The sequence below is a fragment of the Sinorhizobium mexicanum genome (assembly GCF_013488225.1).
Classification (GTDB): Bacteria; Pseudomonadota; Alphaproteobacteria; order Rhizobiales; family Rhizobiaceae; genus Sinorhizobium; species Sinorhizobium mexicanum.
In genome coordinates, this window is the sequence record NZ_CP041240.1 from 123396 (window position 1) to 141455 (window position 18060).

At 58.8% G+C, this 18060-nt stretch carries 18 protein-coding genes and 1 pseudogene; 5 read left to right on the plus strand and 14 right to left on the minus strand.

Going from position 1 to position 18060, the window contains the following annotated elements; translation table 11 throughout:
* Positions 1–312 precede the first annotated feature (312 nt).
* The 11 genes from FKV68_RS22760 to FKV68_RS22810 all read right to left on the minus strand — a co-directional run bounded on the left by FKV68_RS22760 (position 313) and on the right by FKV68_RS22810 (position 9445).
* Positions 313–1302, minus strand: a complete 990-nt coding sequence (locus FKV68_RS22760; RefSeq protein WP_180942228.1) for a beta-ketoacyl-ACP synthase III — start codon at positions 1300–1302, stop codon at positions 313–315.
* Positions 1299–2567 carry an adenosylmethionine--8-amino-7-oxononanoate transaminase gene (locus FKV68_RS22765; RefSeq protein WP_180942229.1) on the minus strand — a complete coding sequence of 423 codons (1269 nt, stop codon included), beginning with the start codon at positions 2565–2567 and terminating at the stop codon, positions 1299–1301. Before FKV68_RS22765 ends, FKV68_RS22760 begins: the two co-directional genes overlap by 4 nt.
* On the minus strand, positions 2564–3202 hold the full coding sequence (gene bioD / locus FKV68_RS22770) for a dethiobiotin synthase (protein ID WP_180942230.1): 639 nt from the start codon (positions 3200–3202) through the stop codon (positions 2564–2566). The genes FKV68_RS22765 and bioD overlap by 4 nt, the downstream gene beginning before the upstream one ends.
* Positions 3199–4344, minus strand: a complete 1146-nt coding sequence (locus tag FKV68_RS22775; RefSeq protein ID WP_180942231.1) for an 8-amino-7-oxononanoate synthase — start codon at positions 4342–4344, stop codon at positions 3199–3201. Before FKV68_RS22775 ends, bioD begins: the two co-directional genes overlap by 4 nt.
* A complete protein-coding gene (bioB, locus tag FKV68_RS22780; protein ID WP_245181602.1) occupies positions 4341–5321 on the minus strand; it encodes a biotin synthase BioB in 981 nt (326 codons plus the stop codon). Before bioB ends, FKV68_RS22775 begins: the two co-directional genes overlap by 4 nt.
* Positions 5322–5495: 174 nt before the next feature.
* Positions 5496–6164: a GntR family transcriptional regulator gene (locus tag FKV68_RS22785; protein WP_180942233.1), complete on the minus strand. Its 669-nt coding sequence runs from the start codon at positions 6162–6164 to the stop codon at positions 5496–5498.
* 363 nt (positions 6165–6527) lie between these two features.
* The gene (locus FKV68_RS22790; protein ID WP_180942234.1) at positions 6528–6941 is read right to left on the minus strand and encodes a Ros/MucR family transcriptional regulator; all 414 of its coding nucleotides are present in this window, start codon (positions 6939–6941) and stop codon (positions 6528–6530) included.
* Between the two features lie 943 nt (positions 6942–7884).
* Positions 7885–8112 carry a hypothetical protein gene (locus FKV68_RS22795; protein WP_180942235.1) on the minus strand — a complete coding sequence of 76 codons (228 nt, stop codon included), beginning with the start codon at positions 8110–8112 and terminating at the stop codon, positions 7885–7887.
* Positions 8113–8336: 224 nt separating this feature from the next.
* Entirely contained in the window at positions 8337–8519 is a 183-nt protein-coding gene (locus tag FKV68_RS22800) for a hypothetical protein (protein WP_180942236.1), read from the minus strand.
* Between the two features lie 111 nt (positions 8520–8630).
* Positions 8631–8894: a hypothetical protein gene (locus FKV68_RS22805; protein ID WP_180942300.1), complete on the minus strand. Its 264-nt coding sequence runs from the start codon at positions 8892–8894 to the stop codon at positions 8631–8633.
* A 260-nt stretch (positions 8895–9154) separates the two neighbouring features.
* Positions 9155–9445, minus strand: a complete 291-nt coding sequence (locus tag FKV68_RS22810) for a hypothetical protein (RefSeq protein ID WP_180942237.1) — start codon at positions 9443–9445, stop codon at positions 9155–9157.
* Between the two features lie 302 nt (positions 9446–9747).
* Between FKV68_RS22810 and FKV68_RS22815 the strand changes: the two genes are divergently transcribed.
* From FKV68_RS22815 to FKV68_RS22835, 5 genes and pseudogenes are all read left to right on the plus strand, one after another.
* Positions 9748–10086, plus strand: a complete 339-nt coding sequence (locus FKV68_RS22815; protein WP_245181574.1) for a DUF6074 family protein — start codon at positions 9748–9750, stop codon at positions 10084–10086.
* 443 nt (positions 10087–10529) lie between these two features.
* Positions 10530–10982, plus strand: coding sequence for a transposase (locus FKV68_RS22820; RefSeq protein ID WP_180942238.1), 453 nt, complete (start codon positions 10530–10532; stop codon positions 10980–10982).
* A 255-nt stretch (positions 10983–11237) separates the two neighbouring features.
* Positions 11238–11843 (plus strand): MreC domain-containing protein, encoded by a 606-nt coding sequence (locus tag FKV68_RS22825; RefSeq protein WP_180942239.1) that lies wholly within the window; start codon positions 11238–11240, stop codon positions 11841–11843.
* Between the two features lie 126 nt (positions 11844–11969).
* A pseudogene (gene panD / locus FKV68_RS22830) lies at positions 11970–12423 on the plus strand (aspartate 1-decarboxylase).
* Between the two features lie 745 nt (positions 12424–13168).
* Positions 13169–13879, plus strand: a complete 711-nt coding sequence (locus FKV68_RS22835) for a methyltransferase (protein WP_180942240.1) — start codon at positions 13169–13171, stop codon at positions 13877–13879.
* Between the two features lie 210 nt (positions 13880–14089).
* Here FKV68_RS22835 and FKV68_RS22840 read toward each other — a convergent pair whose 3' ends face one another.
* The 3 genes from FKV68_RS22840 to FKV68_RS22850 form a co-directional block, all read right to left on the minus strand.
* Positions 14090–15127 carry a leucine-rich repeat domain-containing protein gene (locus FKV68_RS22840; protein ID WP_180942241.1) on the minus strand — a complete coding sequence of 346 codons (1038 nt, stop codon included), beginning with the start codon at positions 15125–15127 and terminating at the stop codon, positions 14090–14092.
* A 1078-nt stretch (positions 15128–16205) separates the two neighbouring features.
* Positions 16206–16691 (minus strand): helix-turn-helix domain-containing protein, encoded by a 486-nt coding sequence (locus FKV68_RS22845; protein ID WP_180942242.1) that lies wholly within the window; start codon positions 16689–16691, stop codon positions 16206–16208.
* Between the two features lie 242 nt (positions 16692–16933).
* Positions 16934–17899, minus strand: a complete 966-nt coding sequence (locus tag FKV68_RS22850) for a phytanoyl-CoA dioxygenase family protein (protein WP_180942243.1) — start codon at positions 17897–17899, stop codon at positions 16934–16936.
* Positions 17900–18060: the final 161 nt, after the last annotated feature.

The window sequence follows — 18060 nt, forward strand, 5'->3', positions numbered from 1 at the left end:
AGATCGATAGGAGGCGCTCGCGCGGCGCTGCTATCGGCGGCCACCCCTGTGCAAGCCTGGCCGAACTGCTTCTACGCCTCGGCCGAGGAGGGAAAGCCGGTACGTGGGGAATGCCCGGCACACTTCAAACTCGGCTACGGGCACGGCAGATCCCCCGAACGCATGCCGCAAAACGTCTTCTCGACCGGGCACGCCGCCTTGCAGCTCGCTCAGGCGATCACTTGGACTCGTCAACGGCGCCTTTGCATGTGCAACAACGTAGTTTTCAAATTCGGAACCTTCGACGAGGGGTGTTTCCGCAGCACCCACCAACTATACCCCGAAAACGACAGCCCCTCCGGTTAAGCCGGCCCCAGCGGCGGTAAGCAACAGCTTTTCGCCCGAAACAAGTGGGCTCGTTTGATGCGAGAGCGACAGGGAAAGCGCTATGGTCGCCGCTGACGAGTTCCCATAATTGTCGATTATTCGCACTGTTCGTCCCGGGTCGATGCCGAGCTTGTCGCTGACGGCGTCAAAAATTCGGGCATTGGCTTGGTGAGGCACGAAGCGGTCGATCCTTGTCGCGTCCAGACTGGCGGCGGCGAGCGCCCGGGCGCCGCAGGTCGCCATCATCTCAACCGCCTGCGCGAACATCTCGCGGCCATCTCGCATCGTTATCAGGAAATCCTCCGCTGGAATGCCTGAAGCGAAGGGCCGGTTGCTGCCGCCGGCAGGAATGGAGATCAGATCATAACGGCTTCCGTCCGAGGCGAGATCGACACCGAGAATGCCCTTCTCGACCTCGTCCGACGGCGCCAGCACGACGGCCCCGGCGGCATCCGCGAAAAGGACCGCGCTTGCGCGTTCGGCCGAATTGATCCTCCGGCTCAAGATATTTGCCGCCACGACCAGGACCGGCCGCCCCTGCGCGCGCACGAACCCGTCGGCAAGTGTCAGCGCATAGAGAAAGCCCGAGCAGGCGCCGGCAAGATCGATCGCACCGCTATTGGGCAAGCGAAGACGATGAGCGAGCAACGGGGCAGACGGCGGGAGAAGATGATCAGGCGTCGATGTGGCTAGCAGCGTCAGCGCAATGTCCCCGCGCGCGATGCCGGCGTCGTCGAGAGCCGCCTCTCCGGCGCTCGCCGCAAGTCCGCTGAGGGTGTCGCCATCGTCAACCCAGTGCCTCGTTCGAATACCCGTCCGGCGCTCGATCCAACCGGGCTCCAGGCCTAGTCTCGTTTCGATCTCGGCATTTTCGACGCGTCGGTCCGGCACGGCGTGGCCGAGCCCCGCAAGACGCGATGCAGGTGCGCCCCTCATAGCCGCCCTGCCGCAAAAAGGCCCGCCGCCTCGTCGATCGCGTCATAGGCCCGCTCGAGATCGGCAGCGGTGACGCAGTACGGCGGCATCAGGTAGATGACGTTGCCGAGCGGGCGGATCAGCAGCTTGCGCTCGCGGAAAAACGCTCGAAGGCGGGGTCCGATCTCGGACAGATAGCCGCCCTCCGGCACCACGACGTCGAGAGCGGCGATCGTGCCCATTTGCCGAAGATTGGCAAACCGGGGGTCGGATGCGAAGCGAGCGAGCCCCTTCTCATGAAGCTTCGCGAGCGCGCCGATGCGGTCCCGCACGGGCTCCTCCCGCCAAATATTGAGATTGGCAACGGCGGCCGCGCAGGCGATCGGGTTGGCGGTGTAGGAACTGGAATGGAAGAAGGTCTTGCGTCGATCCGCCGAGAGATGCGCCTCGAAGATCTCGGCGGTGCAAAGCGTCGCCGCCAGCGGCAGCGCCCCGCCTGTCAAGCCTTTCGACGTGCAGAGGATATCTGGCGCGATGCCTGCCTGTTCGCAGGCAAAGAGGCTGCCGGTTCGCCCCCAGCCGGTCATCACCTCGTCGGCGATCGTCAGGCAGCCGTACCGCCGGGCGAGATCCTTCAGTTCCGCAAGCAGCGACGCCCGATACATCTTCATGCCACCAGCGCCGAGAACGAGCGGTTCGATGAGGAGGGCGGCGACCTTGCCGGAACGGCATATCGCTTCGAAAGCATCGAGTGTCGCCTGATCAGAGCCTGCCTGAGGGAACGGCAGCCGATCGACTTGGAAGAGCAGCGGCTCATAGGCCGCGTTGAAGACGCCGCGCTCTCCCGCCGACATGGTGCCGATCGTGTCGCCATGATAGCTGTGCTCCATGACCACGACGCGGCTCCGTGGCTTGCCAATGTTATGGAAAAAACCAAGCGCCATCTTCAGCGCGACCTCGACGGCGGTGGAGCCGCTGTCGGAAAAGAAGACGTGGGCGAGTCCGGCAGGCGCCACTTCGATCAGGCCCGTCGCCAGTTTCTCCGCCGGTTCGTGGGAATATTCCGCAAAAATGATCTGGTCGTAGGTTTCACAGGCCGTTCGGATCGCCTCCATGATCGCCGGATGGCGGTGGCCGTGGGTTATCACCCACCAGGACGAGATTGCGTCGAGAATGGGCGTGCCGTCCTCGTCGATGAGATAGGCGCCCTCGGTCTTGGCGATGCGCTTCATCATCGGCTCGAGCGCATGCTGGGTAAAGGGATGCCAGATGGGTGAGCGGATCATGCCGGCTCCTTCAGGAAAAGGCCGATATCAAAGTTCTCCCGAAAGACCTGGCGCAGCAGCTCCGGGGTCAGCGGGTCCAGTTTCGGCAGCCGCCCGAGCGAACGGACGCGGCCCATCTTGGCGATGATGCTTTCCGTATCCGCTTGCTTTTCGCCGATGAAAGCGACGCCGAAAATTGGAATCGAGCGCGCGCGCAGCGCCTCCAGCGACAGGAGTGTGTGGTTGATGGTTCCGAGGTCCGTGCGGGCGCACAGCACAACGGGTATCTGCCAGCGGGCAAAAACGTCCGCGAAGACGGTCTCTGCGGTAAGCGGCACCAGCAACCCGCCTGCGCCCTCTATGATCAGCGGCCCCTCCGTCACAGGCGGGACAAGCGCTTCGGCCTTAATATGGATTCCGTCGATGCTGGCCGCCAAATGCGGCGAAGCCGGCGTGCGCAGCCGGTAGGCTTCCGGCACGATGCGCGCGGACGGTATCCGGCCAAGCCGCTGAACCGTCTCGCTGTCCGTTTCACCTTCAAGACCGGACTGGACCGGCTTCCAGTAACAGGCGCCGAGTGCATCCGTCAGGGCGGCGGAAAATACCGTCTTGCCGATACCGGTATCGGTTCCGGTGACCACGAGGCGACACGTCACGGCTTTTCCTCCGCCATGATCATGGCGAGCCGCGCGAGCATCCGCGAAATCGTCGGCCTGTCGACATTGAGGGTGATGGCGATCCTAAGCCTTGCCGTGCCTTCCGGGACGGTCGGCGGCCGTATCGCGCGGATATCGAAGCCTTCGGCACGCATGCGCGCCGCAATCCTCAGGCATAGGGCATTGTCGCCGATCGGGACCGGCAGGATCTGCGAGCCGCTGCCCTCTACGCCGAGCACGGCCGCGAGTTCCGTATTGGCGAATGTTCGCAACACGTCCAAAGCGAACCGGCGCTCGGGCTCATCGGCAACAATCCTCAACGCTTCACGCACCCCCGCGGCGATCAACGGCGACGGCGCAGTCGAATAGATGAAGCCACCTGCCCGGTTGACGAGGTAGTCACAAATCACGGCGCTGGCGCCGATCAGCGCGCCGCTGACACCAAGCGCCTTGCCGCAGGTGTGGAGGACGATGATGTTCTCGCGGTTTTCCAGACCGTGGGCGAGACCGCGCCCGTGCGGGCCGAAGACGCCCGTGGCATGCGCCTCGTCGATCACCAGAAAGCCGTCATGCCGGTCCGCGAGTTCCGCAAGCTCGGGGAGGGGAGCGCGGTCGCCGTCCATCGAGTAGAGGCTTTCGACGGCAATCCACGGATGGCCGGTCCCGCCCGCAAGTCGCCATCGTCTTATAGCGTCAGCAAAACCTTCGACGTCGTTGTGCGGTACGGAGACTGCCGGCGCCTTGCTTGCCGAAATGCCTTCGTGCGCGCTGGCATGCACCAGGGCGTCATGGACAATCAGATCATCCCGTTGTGGCAGGGTCGCAAAGAGCGCAGCGTTGGCCGCATAGCCGCTCCCGAAATAGAGGCAGCGTTCCATACCGAAATGGGCGGCAGCCTCTGCCTCGAGCGCCTCATGCTCCGAATGATTGCCGCGCAGCAGCCGCGAGCCGCCGGCGCCAACCGGCACGCCGCGTTCGATCGCGGCGGCGATGGCAGCCTTGAGGCGTGGAGAACCGGCGAGTGCCAGATAGTCGTTGGACGTGAAATCGATGCCACCCGGCGGCAGCAGCGCCCTGTGTCGTCCCTTGCGCTCGAGCCCCACCAATGTCCGGGCGTAGCGGTCGAGGCCGCTGCCATTCATGTGTTCGGCTCCAGTGCCATCGGCTTCAGGCCGAGTCGGCGGAAGAGCCCGGCATCATGGTCCTCCCCGGGATTGTCGGCGGTCAGCAGCGCGTCGCCGACGAAGATCGAATTGGCTCCGGCAAAGAAACAGAGAGCCTGCATCTCGTCGGTCATTTCCGTCCGTCCCGCCGACAGTCGCACATGGGATTGCGGCATCAGGATGCGCGCAAGCGCGATGGTGCGCACGAACTCGATCGGGTCGACCGGAGCCGCATCGGCCAGTTTCGACCCGGGAATCGGAATGAGCATGTTGATCGGCACGCTTTCGGGCGGGGAGGGAAGATTGGCGAGAGTCACCAGCATGGAGATGCGGTCATCGGCCGTCTCGCCCATCCCCAGAATGCCGCCGGCACAGACCTTGATGCCGGCGTCGCGCACATTCGAAAGGGTTTCGAGGCGGTCGGCGAAGGTGCGAGTGGTGATGATTTCGCTGTAGAAGCGCTCCGAGGTGTCGATATTGTGGTTGTAGTAATCGAGACCGGCGTCGGCGAGCGCCGCGCTCTGATCCGGCGACAACATGCCGAGCGTCATGCACGTCTCCATGCCGAGCGCCTTTACGCCGTGAACCATAGCGACGATTGCGTCCATGTCGCGGTCTTTCGGGCTGCGCCAGGCCGCACCCATGCAATAGCGTGTCGCGCCCCCCTCCTTGGCCTTGCGCGCCTCGGCGATAACTCTTTCAACTTCCATAAGCTTCGAGGCCTTGAGCCCCGTCGGATAATGAGCCGACTGGCTGCAATAGCCGCAATCTTCGGCGCAGCCGCCTGTCTTGATCGAAAGCAGCCGGCTCATCTGCACTGCATTGGGATCGAAATTTGCCCGGTGCACCGTCTGTGCCCGGTACAGCAAATCGTTGAATGGCAAATTATAGATTGTTTTGGCGTCCGAAGGGATCCATCGCTTCGATTCTTGTTCGGTTGCGACAGTTCGGTTCAGCTTTCCCGGCAAGTTCGCCTCCGCGCGCAAGAATCATTATCAATAGAATTTTATTTCTATCTATAATTTGCGGTTGGATGCAAGCAAGCACGCCGAGAGCATGCACCCTCCGACACTCAACTGCCGGGAGAGGCGTCGTGGTGAATGAAGTGGTCGGGAGGAGGGGCTTAGCTGTCAGCCGGCGATTGCGAAGATATCGCGCCTCGCGCCGGAGGGTCCGTTGATCGGTCTTTGCCCAATCCGTTGGACGTGACGCTCCAGAATTGCCGAGGCGTTTTCGGTTTTTCCCTCGCGCAGAAAGGCAAGGATGGCACGATGCTCGTGGTCGGTCCGCACTTCCCATTCGGACCGCCAGGACGCAAACAGAAAGCGCGCGCTTGCGGCATGTAGATCATCAATTGCAGCAAGCAGGCGCGGCATGCCGCAAGGCGCAAGAATGAGCCTGTGGAAACGCCTGTTCGCATCCTCCCACGATCGGACATCACGCGAATTGTCGCCTGCGACTGTCGCTTCTTCTGCCTCGTTGAGAATGGATGGCGTCAAGTGCGGCGCCGCATGCCTGAGCGCGAGCACTTCGAGTGCTGCCCGCATTTCCGCCACCTCCCGGACCTCCTTGAGATCGAAGGAGGCCACTCGGACGCCGCGGCGTGGCTCGCTGACAACCAAGCCTTGCGCTTCAAGCCGCCGAAACGCCTCGCGCACCGGCACATGGCTCGCGCCGAATTCCTCTGCGAACTTGTCCTGCTTCAGCTTCATGCCTGGGCCAAGCTGGCCAGTGACAATCCGATCGGCGAGGATGCGGCTGATGCGGCTGGCAATTGTGTCGTCGTTTACGGCGATCATGGCTTCCATTCAGTTCCGGCCAACTGGTGTCGTCCCTGTACACTGTTTTCATGCCGGATTTCTACCGTGATAAAGAGACCGGCGGCGCGCACGATCGTCGGCGCGTGATCCGTTTGGCAGCGAACCGGTCTGCAATAACTCAGGCATCGCATCGCCTCTGAGACCAGGTGCTGCAACTCGACTAAGCTTCACGGCACGAGCGCCGCAACCTTGCGGCGCCTCCATTTCGAACGACAGCGAAAAAGACGGCTCTACGAGACAGCTGCGCAAGTTGCGCAAGGTGTGACAGCTATGCCCGAGACCATTTAACGACACTTCAGGTCGATCGCTGGCCCGCCGAAGCTGCGGGCTCCAACTCTGGTCCTACCGATTCTTGCCCAAACCGGTTGCGCGCGCGAGGGCCGAGCGTTGTTGAGCATAGTTTGGAGCAATCATCGGGTAGTCATCCGGAAGATTCCATTTTGCCCGATATTCCTCCGGTGTGAGCCCGTACTTTGCCATCAGGTGCCGCCTTAACGTTTTAAACCTTTGGCCATCCTCGAGGCAAATGATGAAATCGGATGTCACCGACTTCTTGATCGCAATGGCGGGGCGACGTTCTTCAACGACAGGTGCGGCCGTATCTGGCTGAGATGTGCTGCTCAATGAGGAAAACGTCTGCTCAATAAGATTAGGCAGGCCCTCAACAGGAACGACATTGCGGCTCAGATAAGCGGCGACGATTCGGCTCGTCAGCTCAAGCTTCCGTTCCTCGTTGCCCGAACGTGATTCACTCAACGTCTTCTCCTTTGTCTCCATCGGTCAGATTCGTTTAACGTGCAGGTATTTCGGCCGGAAGGAAGGCGGTAACAGATGCTGATTTGTCTTTTTCGACAGATTCCCGTCTTTTTTGTCATGTCTTGACCCTGTCGACTCCTTTCGCATTTGCCAGAGTCCGATGCGTTTCCGTCCTGTTGCACTCGAAGAACACGGGAGGGATGCCGACCAGGTCGCCGAACTGTCCATAAGTTAGGCGCAATGTGCCACGTGTCGCAGCGCTTGCGAGTTCGTTTCTGAGTCGCTTAGCTATGCCGGTTAGAGTCTTCGTCATTTGTTGTCCCATCCAGCGCGACCGGTGCCTTTTTACGACTGGACATCGTGATCTGCCGATGATCCCCCGCGCCACCGCGTTCGATCCTCAGCCTCTAGCGTGGCCGCCCGGCCGAAGCAGTAGGCGCGCCGCGCCCGTGCAAGATCTTCCCTATCTTCAGCGACAACTCGTCGAGCGTTGCCATAACTCGGTTCACTTGCGACAGGGTGGCGGTCATTTCAGGGCCGTATCTGGTGACGAGGTATTCTCTGCTAGATGACAGGGTCGCCAAGTGCTGTTCTGTGCGCTTGCGCAAGAGTAGGCCTGCATCAATCGCCATTCGCGCTCGTTCGCTGACATCGTGTTGAAGGCCGCGAAGGGACTTAGAGTCGTACCCTATAGTGATGAGATACGCGTTCAGGTGCAGCTCAATCGAGTGGAGGGCCAGAAGCCGGCGGGGAGCGTGGGATAACTGCTCACCCCGTGGCGCGTGCTCGCCAAGCAATTTAGCGGCCATCCTGTAATGCCCCGCTAACTCAAGAATGTCGTGAACGCTCGCCGCGTCCCCAGGATACGCTAAATCCACGAACGATCTCCTACCCCCACGCACTGCAACCGACAGGTCGTAGGCTGTCACAGTGCAAGTCGCGGTCAAGGATTAGGAGCGCCGCCCAAACGGGGTACTGGTGCCCCGTGTAGTCTTCTTTCGTCGTCTATGGCTCGATCGATCGCCTCGATACTCATCTGAAATTCAATCACGCCCTTTGCAGTTGCCACGATCTCCCCTGGCTCGCTATTGCTGGCAACCGCGCGTCGACGCTCGACCAATTCCTGACGCAATCTCAACAGGTTATCGATGTGTTCCTTGCTTCTCGCCACGCCATCTCTCCCGCGACATCTGTATCCGTACAGAGAGTTTGGCATCTCACGAGCAGTAGGCAACAAAAAAGGCCGGGGCTACCCCGACCTTCCTGCAGCCATTGCCAGTACATCCGTGGTCAATGGCGAGATTGCTACCTCTTAGCCGTCGAGCATGACGACGAGGTGACAATTGCTTGACGCGTTCGGTCGGTGCCGTGTGCAGCGGGATGCCGCCGGCAGACCTATGCCGTCCCACCTGTAACCGGATTCACTTTCGGTTTTTCGCTCGTGTCCTTAGCGCCAGGTGGCTGAACCGTAGACGGTGCAATCGACTCCTCATCCTGATGCTTCTTGCGGTCCGCGGGTTGATGGACGTCGGCAGGCGTCGCCTGTTCTGGCTTTGCGTTGGTGTCCTTGGTTGCCATGACTTCCTCCGTGCGTATGACGGAAAACGGCGGCGGACGGTGAGGGGTTCCTTCATGTCACGGCATCAGCGACTACGACTCACGCGCCTCGTCGGTCGGCGGGTTCAGGTGTCAATGCAATTTCTGCACCGGCTCGTCGAGAAAGCTCCGCATGCCATCACGCTGAACGGTGGCCAGAAATTCTTCGAATGCGTCTCGATCGGTGTCGAAGGTGTCATTCCAGACGGTAGTGTTTCCTTCCTCGTCGAACACCTCGAGCGTCCAGTCGGAGTTTGTGCCAGCGGGACGGTAAATGCGCAAAATGACGGTCACATCGTCGTCGACAAATTCGCCGGAGAATTCAGAAAACTCGTATTGCTGGTCGCTTTCAGGCATGGACATTCATAACACGTTCCGTGGGCGAACACGATTGCTGGCTTGCCAGCGCATCCCGTCGCCTAGCCTCCTCTGGCCACGAAAAAGCCCCGCGCGAGGGCGGGGCAAATCCCACATCCAGTTGCCTTCCTTGGATGCGGGGACGCAGCCGAAGAGAATCAGCTACGTAGAGACGCTATCTACGCTTTCACCAGAGAGGAAGTCCGATTCCGCGTTTCCGCTACGCCTCTTCAAAAAACACGGGGCAGGGTAAACGCATTTCATTCCTTGCCATCAAGCAGAATCTTCAACGTCCTAATCACATCGGCGGCATCGATGAGAGTGTCTCTGATCTCTGCAGCGGTCAGCCTATCCGCTCGGGCCGCCGCCACCTGAAGATCAATCACAACATCCTTCGCTCGGTTGCTGCCTGGTATCCCGATCGCCTCGCGCATGTCGCGTATCGTCGCGATCGAGCGATTGAGGAGCCGCTTGACCTCGAACGGCGTCAGCCTGTCCGCTTCGTTGGCGGCTCTGATCAGCTCGGCAATGAATTGGGTGGTGAGGCTCATTGCTTGGTTTGGATCATTGTTGGGGAAAACGCAATTTGTGAATTCGCGACTCAAGCGCACTTCGCTGAAATGTTGGCGAGGAGGATCGATGCATGTTGCTCTCGTTTCATGCTCGCAGCGCCGCGATATCCGAACGCAACCGCCGAAGAGCGTAACGGGAGGGCGTGACCATAAACGGTGACAAGCTATGGACAAGCGGAATTTGCCACACTGGCCCGCCTCGCGAATGAGGCGGGCTTTTTTGTTTCCGATATTTTTTGCACCGATTCATGTCGCGTGGGTTCGCGTTTCCTTGAGCCGGCATGAGCAATCTGTTTAATCTTTGTGAAGGACTGGCGGCGATTGTAGCCACATCCTCAGGCGATTCGCCTGCCAATGATGGAGACAGCATGACGGTTCTGCAGTTCCCGGCTAATCGGCGCATGGGCGATGTCAAACGCTGCGCAGAAGCCCTCCAGAGGCTCCATGGAGAGCAAGCAAACCGTTTCTGGCGGTCTGAGATGACCGACTTTGCCGCCGCGCTCAGAAGGTCGGGTGTTGTCGAGGAAGAGATATCGCGCCAAGCCGGCCTATTCATGCACGCGGTACAGATGGAGCTGCAAGTGGCGTTCGCCATCGAAGAGAACAACGTGTCCGCTTAACCTGATCCGGCGCGACTAGAAATCATTCCCGGTTGGCCATCTCCTAACATGTTGCATCCATGTCGCACGGATCGGCCGTCATCCGGAAGAGCCGCTGCCAATCGTCTGCGGCTGAGTATCCACGTCGGCTGCCATCGGGGCGGGGCGATCGAAGTACTGCCGGATCGCTCGGACAAGGGCAACTTGCCAAGTTCCCGTGTCGATCAACCCTGGACCGTCCAGTCGGTGATAGAGACCAGAACGGACTCCGCTACCACACTTCCCCCAGCATTCAGCGTTGGCGCCGATCAGGGCGGACAGGTGGCCGCTCCACAGCCTCATATCGGCACGGACCCAACATCAACCATGCAACATCAACCATGCGAAAAATAGGAGTTTGACGGTTCTGTTGACTCTGTAGTTCACTCAGCCGACAACAGACGATGGCTAAGGAGGGTCTAGGGATGGCTGACGAGAGTAATACAGGGCCGATCTCTGCGGTTGCAGAGACGAATGCCGAAGCGAAACCACCAACGGGTAAGAAGCAGAGGTCGCCACGGCGTCAGAAGACCGCTGCCGAACCGGTTCGAACTGCCGCAAAGCCGGCCGCTAAGACCAGGAAATATAGCGAACCAGAAAAAAGCGAGAAGCTCAAGCTGATCGAAACGCAGGTCGCGGAAGGCAAAGGCACACTTAAGGACGCTATCAGGAGCGCCGGCATATCGGAGCAAACCTACTATCAGTGGAAACGGGCTGCAAAGTCCGCTGATGAAGGGGGCAAGAAGCCCCTTCCGGCTGGAGATGAATTGGCAGATCTCGTCCAGCTTGAAGAGGAGAATCAGAGGCTTCGCAAGATTCTGGCGGAAAAGTTGCGCGCGGAAAATGCCGAACTGCGCAAGAGGCTCGGCCTGGATTAGATGATTCAGGCTGCGCAGGCGCTCTTACTCAATCGTCCCAATCTTGCGTGACAGGAGTAATTTTGGGGCCGGCCTCGAATGTTTCCGCAAAAACGGCGTCGTCAGACGCATGCCGACTACGAGGTGTCGCGAGAGACAAGTCGACGCGCTCGCGCGCTTGTTAGTTGAAGCGTGCGGTAAGGAGATATATGGGTCCGCCGGCGAGCGCAGTGGCGCCGATTAGTGTTGTTTCAGGGATTACTAGGGTTCAGGTATATGAAAGTGCCACAACGGAACTTCGTTGTTGAAATCAAGTCGGCGCGCCGACAACCAAAGGCGAAGACGAACTCAATTTGGGGCGACACAGACCTCAAGGCGTTTTCCCGCGCAGTGGAAGATGAGGCGTCGCACCTGTTCAATTCAACTGAAGCACCTGTCACGCCTGACACTGACATCACGCCGGTTGAGCCGTTAAATGCAGGCTCTGCCAGCGAGGGCGCAGACAACATCGAAGTCGCCCCACCAGTAGTGTCGGCGGTCGCAGAGGCAGGAGTCGAAGCGTCCAAGCAGCCCGAGGCGGAAGGTCCGGCAGCCGAACCTGTTGCGCAAGCGCAGGAAAGCCAGCCGGCATCGCAGGCGCGAAGAGCATCACGTGGCGCTTCTCGTACGCGCACGGCACATATGAACGCAATCTCCCCTACGTCGGGGCCTGTGCGCAGCGATCGAAGCAGCCAGCACAACACCGCAAATCATCTGATTTCTTTCGAGGAACTCGCGGCCCTTGACGTAGAAAACAGACGTCTCAAGAGGCTTTTGGCTGAACAGCTTCGTGCACAGAACTCCCAGCTCAAGAGGATGCTTGAGCGCTTTGCTGCCGCATAGCAAGGTCCACCTTAAGATTGCCGCCATGGCTGGACGAGCAATGCGAGCCACGCCTGGACTTCGGCGAGGAACCCTCGACTCCAAACTTTGTCCATTAGAGCGACGAGAGAAGTGACGGTGAAGTAATTGAGAAAGCTGGTCGCAGGCAAATTGCATGGCATCCACGTGACCGAGTCAAATCTCAACTATCACGGATCGATTACGCTGGATCCGGATCATTGCGAGGAAGCCGGCATACTGCCTATGGAGTTCGTTGAAATCTGGAACAAGAATTCCGGCGCACGGATCTCCACGTACGTTATCCTTTGTGAACGCGGCTCAAGGTGCTGCATTCTTAACGGAGCCGCGGCACGCACCTGTCAGCCGGGGGGACCAGATCATCATTTGCAACTCCGTCTATCTCGACGAACGCCAGATCACCTCGTTGAAGCCGAAGGTCCTCACGTTCGATGAGAACAATCATATACGCGACCGGTTGAGCTACTCAGTTAGTGTGGGTCCGGATGGGAAATACACTTTCGAAATCCTCGATCACGCGGATACCGCCTTGAGCATCCCGCTGATGGTATCTGGCGCATAGCGAGCACACCACGTGCCGCGATAGGAGCGGTCAGTTTACAGTCCTTTCGAGCGGACAAGCCTCCTGCTTGGAGGCGAGGCGTCTTCCAGGGACCCCTCGTTAACGCCCTTGTCGCTGTGGAAACTGCTCAGCCGCTATCCACCGCAGTCGCGTTGGATAGCTACAGCATTAGATTGCTGGCCAGATGAAGCCAAGTGCGCCTCGTCGACGTCAGTGCCGGCACACACGACAACGTCACCGATGACAATCGCTGCGCCTGCAACTGGCAACAGGGAATACCCTGTATTACGCCGGCGCCCGAAGGGGCGTATTCAATCCGGTGATAGCTTCCACAGAGACTTCTCCGGTTGGGCACGGAGCTTGCTTGTAGGCATTGACTTCCCTCAGGAGCGGAGCAGCTCGATGTCGACACCCACGACTTCCCGCAAGGTCCGGAATGGCATCCTTCCTGAATTTCTCGCGTTGGTCGGAACATGGTTCAATTGTATCAGGGAGGATACAAGCGCTTACCAGAGTGTGTAGTAAATCTTAGTTGCCATAGTCATTTGGACAAGCGAGGTAAGCATTCCCAATCGCCTAATCTGCGACGCAGGTGGGGATTTGATGTGTGCAATGTTTTTCCGACATACGAAGACCCCCAGAGGGGCCCGCTGCATATCTTTCCAACAAGCACTCTTCAACTGAAGGAGCGCCAGAAAACTGTTGAACACTCAACAGCATTACCGACCGTCTTCGGAGAGAACGTATGAGTGAGCTCGATAGAATCAGGACAGTGCTCAGGACTAGTCAACAGAGAACTTTCCCGCGGAAGATGCGGGAGTTCGGGCTCGATTTGATCGTACGAGAAGGCGTTTTTCCTCCTGAAGATTTCCAAAGTTGGCGTTGGTTTAGCGAGAACTTCCCTCCATTCAATGGAAAGACCATTTTGGAAATCGGCTGCGGTTTCGGTCTCCCGGGCCTCTTGTTGGCAAAGACTGGTGCGCTGTCGTTGCTAGCCTGCGATATCAATCCGAAGGCTGTCGCGAACACGTTGGAGAATGCCGCAAGAAACGGCATCAAGAACGTCGGGGTCATCGAAAGCGATATCTTCAGTAGCATTCCTCCTGGGAGGAAGTTCGACGTTATATTTTGGAACCACCCTTGGAACTTCGCTCCGGAAGACTTCGAGTTTATAAATGACGTCGAGCGTGGAGCATTTGATCCCGGCTACAGACTGCTCGAGAGATTTCTGTCGGAAGGCCGAGAATTTCTTACGGAAAGAGGCAAAATCCTTCTAGGGTTCGGCACTAATGCCCGTGACGACCTTCTCGAGCGGCTCGTAGCTGTGAATGATCTTAAATCGGTGATTGTGAAGTCGGGGACATACCCCAACCTCAACTCAACTTATCGGCTGTTCTCGATACGCCGTAGTGCGACAGCGTATGGTTTCCGACCTTCAATGTCCGTTGATACGTGAGTGCCAGCGATGATCCGCCCGAACGGTGCACTTCACGTCCTCCAGGCCAAACGGCCACAGTATGCTAATGCTTTACCAATATCCGCACTGAGCCAGCCAGTTGAAGCCGAGATGCAGGCATGCCTGGATGATCGCCTTGTGGCGATCTACTGGGACTGACGGGCGCTGCCAGTCCTCGGCCATCCTTTGCCCAAACTCGTCCTCGGTCCCCTAGAGAAAGACCCGCGGGCCTCTATAGTCTGCTGCATTCATGGCTGCCGCCAGGTTCGTTCGCACCCGCTTGGACAGCGGATTAGATTCCAGGAAAACCATGCACCCGGAGCCTAGCTGTGCCAGCAATTTATCGGGCAGGCTGATCAACAGGTTGCACCTGGCGTTAAGCCTCCGCAGCCCGGCCGGAAGGTTGGTTGGCAGACCGGTCAGCCGGTTGCCGGCCGCGCCGAGCGTCCGCAGTCCGGCCGGGAGATCGCCGGGAAGGTCGGTGAGTTGATTGCCGCTAGCATTGAGCGTCTCGAGCCCGGCCGGGAAATTGTCGGGAAGGCTTGTCAACCGATTGCCGTCGGCGTTGAGGGTCTGGAGCAGGGCCGGGAGGTTGAGGGGAACGCTAGTCAGTTGATTGCCGTCGACGTTGAGCGTCTGAAGCCCGGACGGGAGTTTGTCTGGAAGGCTGGTTAACTGGTTTTCGCCTGCGTCGAGCCACCGAAGCGTAGTTGGTAGGACATCGGGCAGGCTTGTCAAACGGTTGTAGCTGACCTCGAGGGTCTGGAGTCCGGCCGGGAGGGGGTCGGGTAGGCTGGCCAACTGGTTGTACTTGGCATTGAGCGTTTGAAGCTCGACCGGGAACTCGGCCGGCAGGTTGGTCAACTCATTACAGTCGGCATTGAAGTGCCGGAGCCCGGCGGGCAACGCGGCGGGCAGGGTCCTAAGGCGCAGGCATGACAGGTTCAGCGCTGCGTCGAGGTCGCCGGCATCCACCCAAGCACTGATTCGTCTCACCGCCTCTTGCCGACCCTCATCTTCCCCTTGCCCCTCTTCGGCAGCCCACTCGTCCAGGATCTGGTCCAGCGATGTTGCGCGGAGGGCTGTGGCAAGGCTCGGATTGCCGGTAAGGCCCGCGGACAACTGCTGCGCCCGCCTCAAGTTATCGGCTGCGGTTGTGGTGAGATCACCTTGAGTGCCCGCACATTGCCGGCTGTCTTCTTTAGAAGTATTGCCATCCCATGGCTGCGCCTGTCCTGTTTTCACCATTGGCCCTCTGTACTGACTAAGGACGTGCCGAATGCTAGTTAACGATGACCACTTCTCATCCGCGGTTTCGCCGAAAGCGGTGACCACATAAACCGCAGGTCGGTCCCGGCTAGATCACCGGCAAAGCGAGAGGCGAAAGCTTCATCACGAGCTCCTTTTCTGTGCATGAAACAAATACATCCGGCCGCTGAGTCTCAGCGACCTGGGTACATCGCCCGGGGACGCTCAAACCGCTGTTATCACCTCCGGTCTGGTCTGATTGACTTCATGCAACATTGCCTCGGATTGGCAAAATTTATTGTTTGGATGAAACCTATTGGCGCCATGGATAAAAGACATGCGTTTTCAGGGGCTTTGGAGAAGATATGCCGGGTGCCGATGGCGTCTGAAGGGTTGCGGTTGACCCGCGTTCGCACAAATATGCCAGTACAGCCGGCGTCCGGTAACCAAGGCACTTCGCGACAGTGAGCTCAGTTCAGGAACAATGTCACAAGCTGCTGCTGAGCGACGGTGAAAACATCAGTATCCCCAGTTATCAAAAAGCGGATGCGTTGCTGGCATTTTCGACCGCACGGTCCTGCCGCCGAGAATTCGGGGGGTGCCGGGAGCGCTTGTCGCCGAAGAGCGCTCTCGCGATTTCGAAGGAATGGGGTTACGCGCCCTGCCTAGGACGCAGCTGTCGGAACCGCTTCGGGGGATGTCCTGGGCAGCGCATGCGCTCCTGCCGCCTCAAGCACGTGGCATTTAGGAGTTGCTCCTCCTGAGTTAGCGAAAGCAGGGTCCTTGATGCCATTATGGCCTTCGTTGTTGTGCCGATAACGCCCCTGTTCGCGTATATTTTCGACAGATGAAGCAGGAGGATTAGAATTTGGGCTCAGAAACGGGACGGAGGAGCGAGGCCGAAGTACCTCATGGAGCCGGCCAGCCGTCAATCGACTACTAAGACAACCGAAGGAAATTCCGCCTTGCAATCTTCAGGATCTACGGACTTGCAGGTTCCACCGAAGCCCCTGGGGCCTGATCGGATCACGACCTTCCGAAGATTGCCATTGCAAACTGCCTTTCGCGTTGAACGGGGCTATCTTGGATGTTGCTCATTCCTTGGCTCCTCAGATTCCGAAGCCTGATCTTCATGCATTCCGATCCGCGAGACAGCCTTCAAAAGGCCGATGGCCAGGCTTCTGACGCTCGCATCCCCAATACGGGAGAAGGCCTTAATCAGTGCGCGCCCCTCGTCGCTCGATGCGAAGTCGATAATTTCAGGTTGAAGTTGGGATTGCACGGCGCCGCGATCGAAGCCGTTCGTGCCGGCGCCAGGCATTTCTTCGAAGAAGTACGATGGCGGCACGTCCAGCGCGTCGGCGATCTGTTGCAAGCGACTCGCTCCGACTCGGTTGATGCCCTTCTCGTATTTTTGCACCTGCTGAAACGTCACTCCGATTTGCTCGGCAAGGATCGTCTGTGACATTGACATCCAAACACGCCGCATACGAATTCGATGGCCGACGTGCAAATCAACAGGTTTGGGCTCCGCTTTTTTCTGTCCAGGGTTCGCAATAAGCATGCATTTCTCCATGTTTATTTCGCGACGGTATCCCTCCCTTGACCTATCGCGCTCTACTGTTGCTTCCGCTTGATGCAGACGTTTGCGCCGGCACTTTTCCTTGAGTGAGTTTTTTCGTTCACAATCCAGTAGAACTGGCGGGCGAGTCACTATGGCCGAGCAGCCATAGCCTTGTATAGCTGTTAAGGTTCCATTTTGGAACCTAAGCTTGGATCACCATGATTGCGGCCGCACGACGGGCATTACCGAATGACTGGCTCACCGTGGTATCGGCGCTTTGATGGTTTCGAGACGCCAAATCCGACCTCCATCATCAGACGCGGCTTTTCTTTTGCCAACGTGCCCATGTGGAAGCCGAACGGATCTTCGACGAAGCCTGTGCCCGCCTTGCCGGTTAAAGTGATGGCGTTTTCTTCACCGTAGAACGCCAGCACTTCCTGGGCAGGATGACCGACGAGCAGCGTCAGTTGATGTTTCAAACGTCGACGATTGTGGCTGCCGCGCAAGTAGACATGAGGGCCGGAAGTCGCATCGACGTCGGACAGATAGAAGAAAAACTTCAGCATCCGCCAATCATCGAGATCGAAGTGGAACTTGAAGGAAGCACGGCTGAGATCCGCATCGGAGGCATTTCGTGTCGGGAAGCTCCACCACGTCCGCGTCGTGATCAATCTGGCTTCGCCGCCGAGATAGTGCCTTGCCACATTAAGAAGCAGCGGGTCTTGCTGCACGGCTACGGCGGCGTCGCATTGCATAATCCGCTCATAATGATGGCCGCTCAAAATAGTGCGGCCGAAGCGACGCTCGGCTTCGGCATGATCGCCGGCCAGGAACTCGAGCTTGCGTTCGAAATTGCCGAAGCAAGGGGTTTCGTGCCCGAAGCGTGCAATTGCTTCCTGAATTGGGCTTGGCAGGGTCAGGCCCGTAAAAATACCCGTTCTTCTCAGTTCCGCCGCGATCGCTTCGGCCTGGAGACCGCCGAAAATGGAAGGCGTAGCACTCTTGTCCCGCACAACGGGTCTTGCGGTTAGCCAATGTGCCTTGCGGAAAGGCATCATGCGAGCCAATAGGAACATTGGAAGCCAAGCCGGGTTCTCCCGCACATCCGTAAGATACGTAGGAACTCGGGCCGCTATGCGGCGGACAGTCCCGCCGCTGCGGGCGATTGCTTCGAGATCCTTCGGATCGGAGTGAGCGGAACTAAGCATTCAATTGCCTTTCGTGCTGTTAGATCTTCTTGATACCCCCGTGCGACCGCGAATAAGCACAACGGGTTCGGATTCCGGGCGAGCCGCCCGATCAAGCATTAGACATCGGCGAACTGAATGGTCGCGCCGTTTGCGAGGATCACGCGTTCGTCTTTGCGGAG

Excerpts from the sequence above, each read along its gene's own strand:
- FKV68_RS22760 (WP_180942228.1), bottom strand. The coding sequence starts at position 1,302 with ATGAGGGGCGCACCTGCATCGCGTCTTGCGGGGCTCGGCCACGCCGTG.
- FKV68_RS22765 (WP_180942229.1), bottom strand. The coding sequence starts at position 2,567 with ATGATCCGCTCACCCATCTGGCATCCCTTTACCCAGCATGCGCTCGAG.
- FKV68_RS22775 (WP_180942231.1), bottom strand. The coding sequence starts at position 4,344 with ATGAATGGCAGCGGCCTCGACCGCTACGCCCGGACATTGGTGGGGCTC.
- FKV68_RS22785 (WP_180942233.1), bottom strand. The coding sequence starts at position 6,164 with ATGATCGCCGTAAACGACGACACAATTGCCAGCCGCATCAGCCGCATC.
- FKV68_RS22800 (WP_180942236.1), bottom strand. The coding sequence starts at position 8,519 with ATGGCAACCAAGGACACCAACGCAAAGCCAGAACAGGCGACGCCTGCC.
- FKV68_RS22805 (WP_180942300.1), bottom strand. The coding sequence starts at position 8,894 with ATGCCTGAAAGCGACCAGCAATACGAGTTTTCTGAATTCTCCGGCGAA.
- FKV68_RS22810 (WP_180942237.1), bottom strand. The coding sequence starts at position 9,445 with ATGAGCCTCACCACCCAATTCATTGCCGAGCTGATCAGAGCCGCCAAC.
- FKV68_RS22815 (WP_245181574.1), top strand. The coding sequence starts at position 9,748 with ATGAGCAATCTGTTTAATCTTTGTGAAGGACTGGCGGCGATTGTAGCC.
- FKV68_RS22820 (WP_180942238.1), top strand. The coding sequence starts at position 10,530 with ATGGCTGACGAGAGTAATACAGGGCCGATCTCTGCGGTTGCAGAGACG.
- FKV68_RS22825 (WP_180942239.1), top strand. The coding sequence starts at position 11,238 with ATGAAAGTGCCACAACGGAACTTCGTTGTTGAAATCAAGTCGGCGCGC.
- FKV68_RS22835 (WP_180942240.1), top strand. The coding sequence starts at position 13,169 with ATGAGTGAGCTCGATAGAATCAGGACAGTGCTCAGGACTAGTCAACAG.
- FKV68_RS22840 (WP_180942241.1), bottom strand. The coding sequence starts at position 15,127 with ATGGTGAAAACAGGACAGGCGCAGCCATGGGATGGCAATACTTCTAAA.
- FKV68_RS22845 (WP_180942242.1), bottom strand. The coding sequence starts at position 16,691 with ATGCTTATTGCGAACCCTGGACAGAAAAAAGCGGAGCCCAAACCTGTT.
- FKV68_RS22850 (WP_180942243.1), bottom strand. The coding sequence starts at position 17,899 with ATGCTTAGTTCCGCTCACTCCGATCCGAAGGATCTCGAAGCAATCGCC.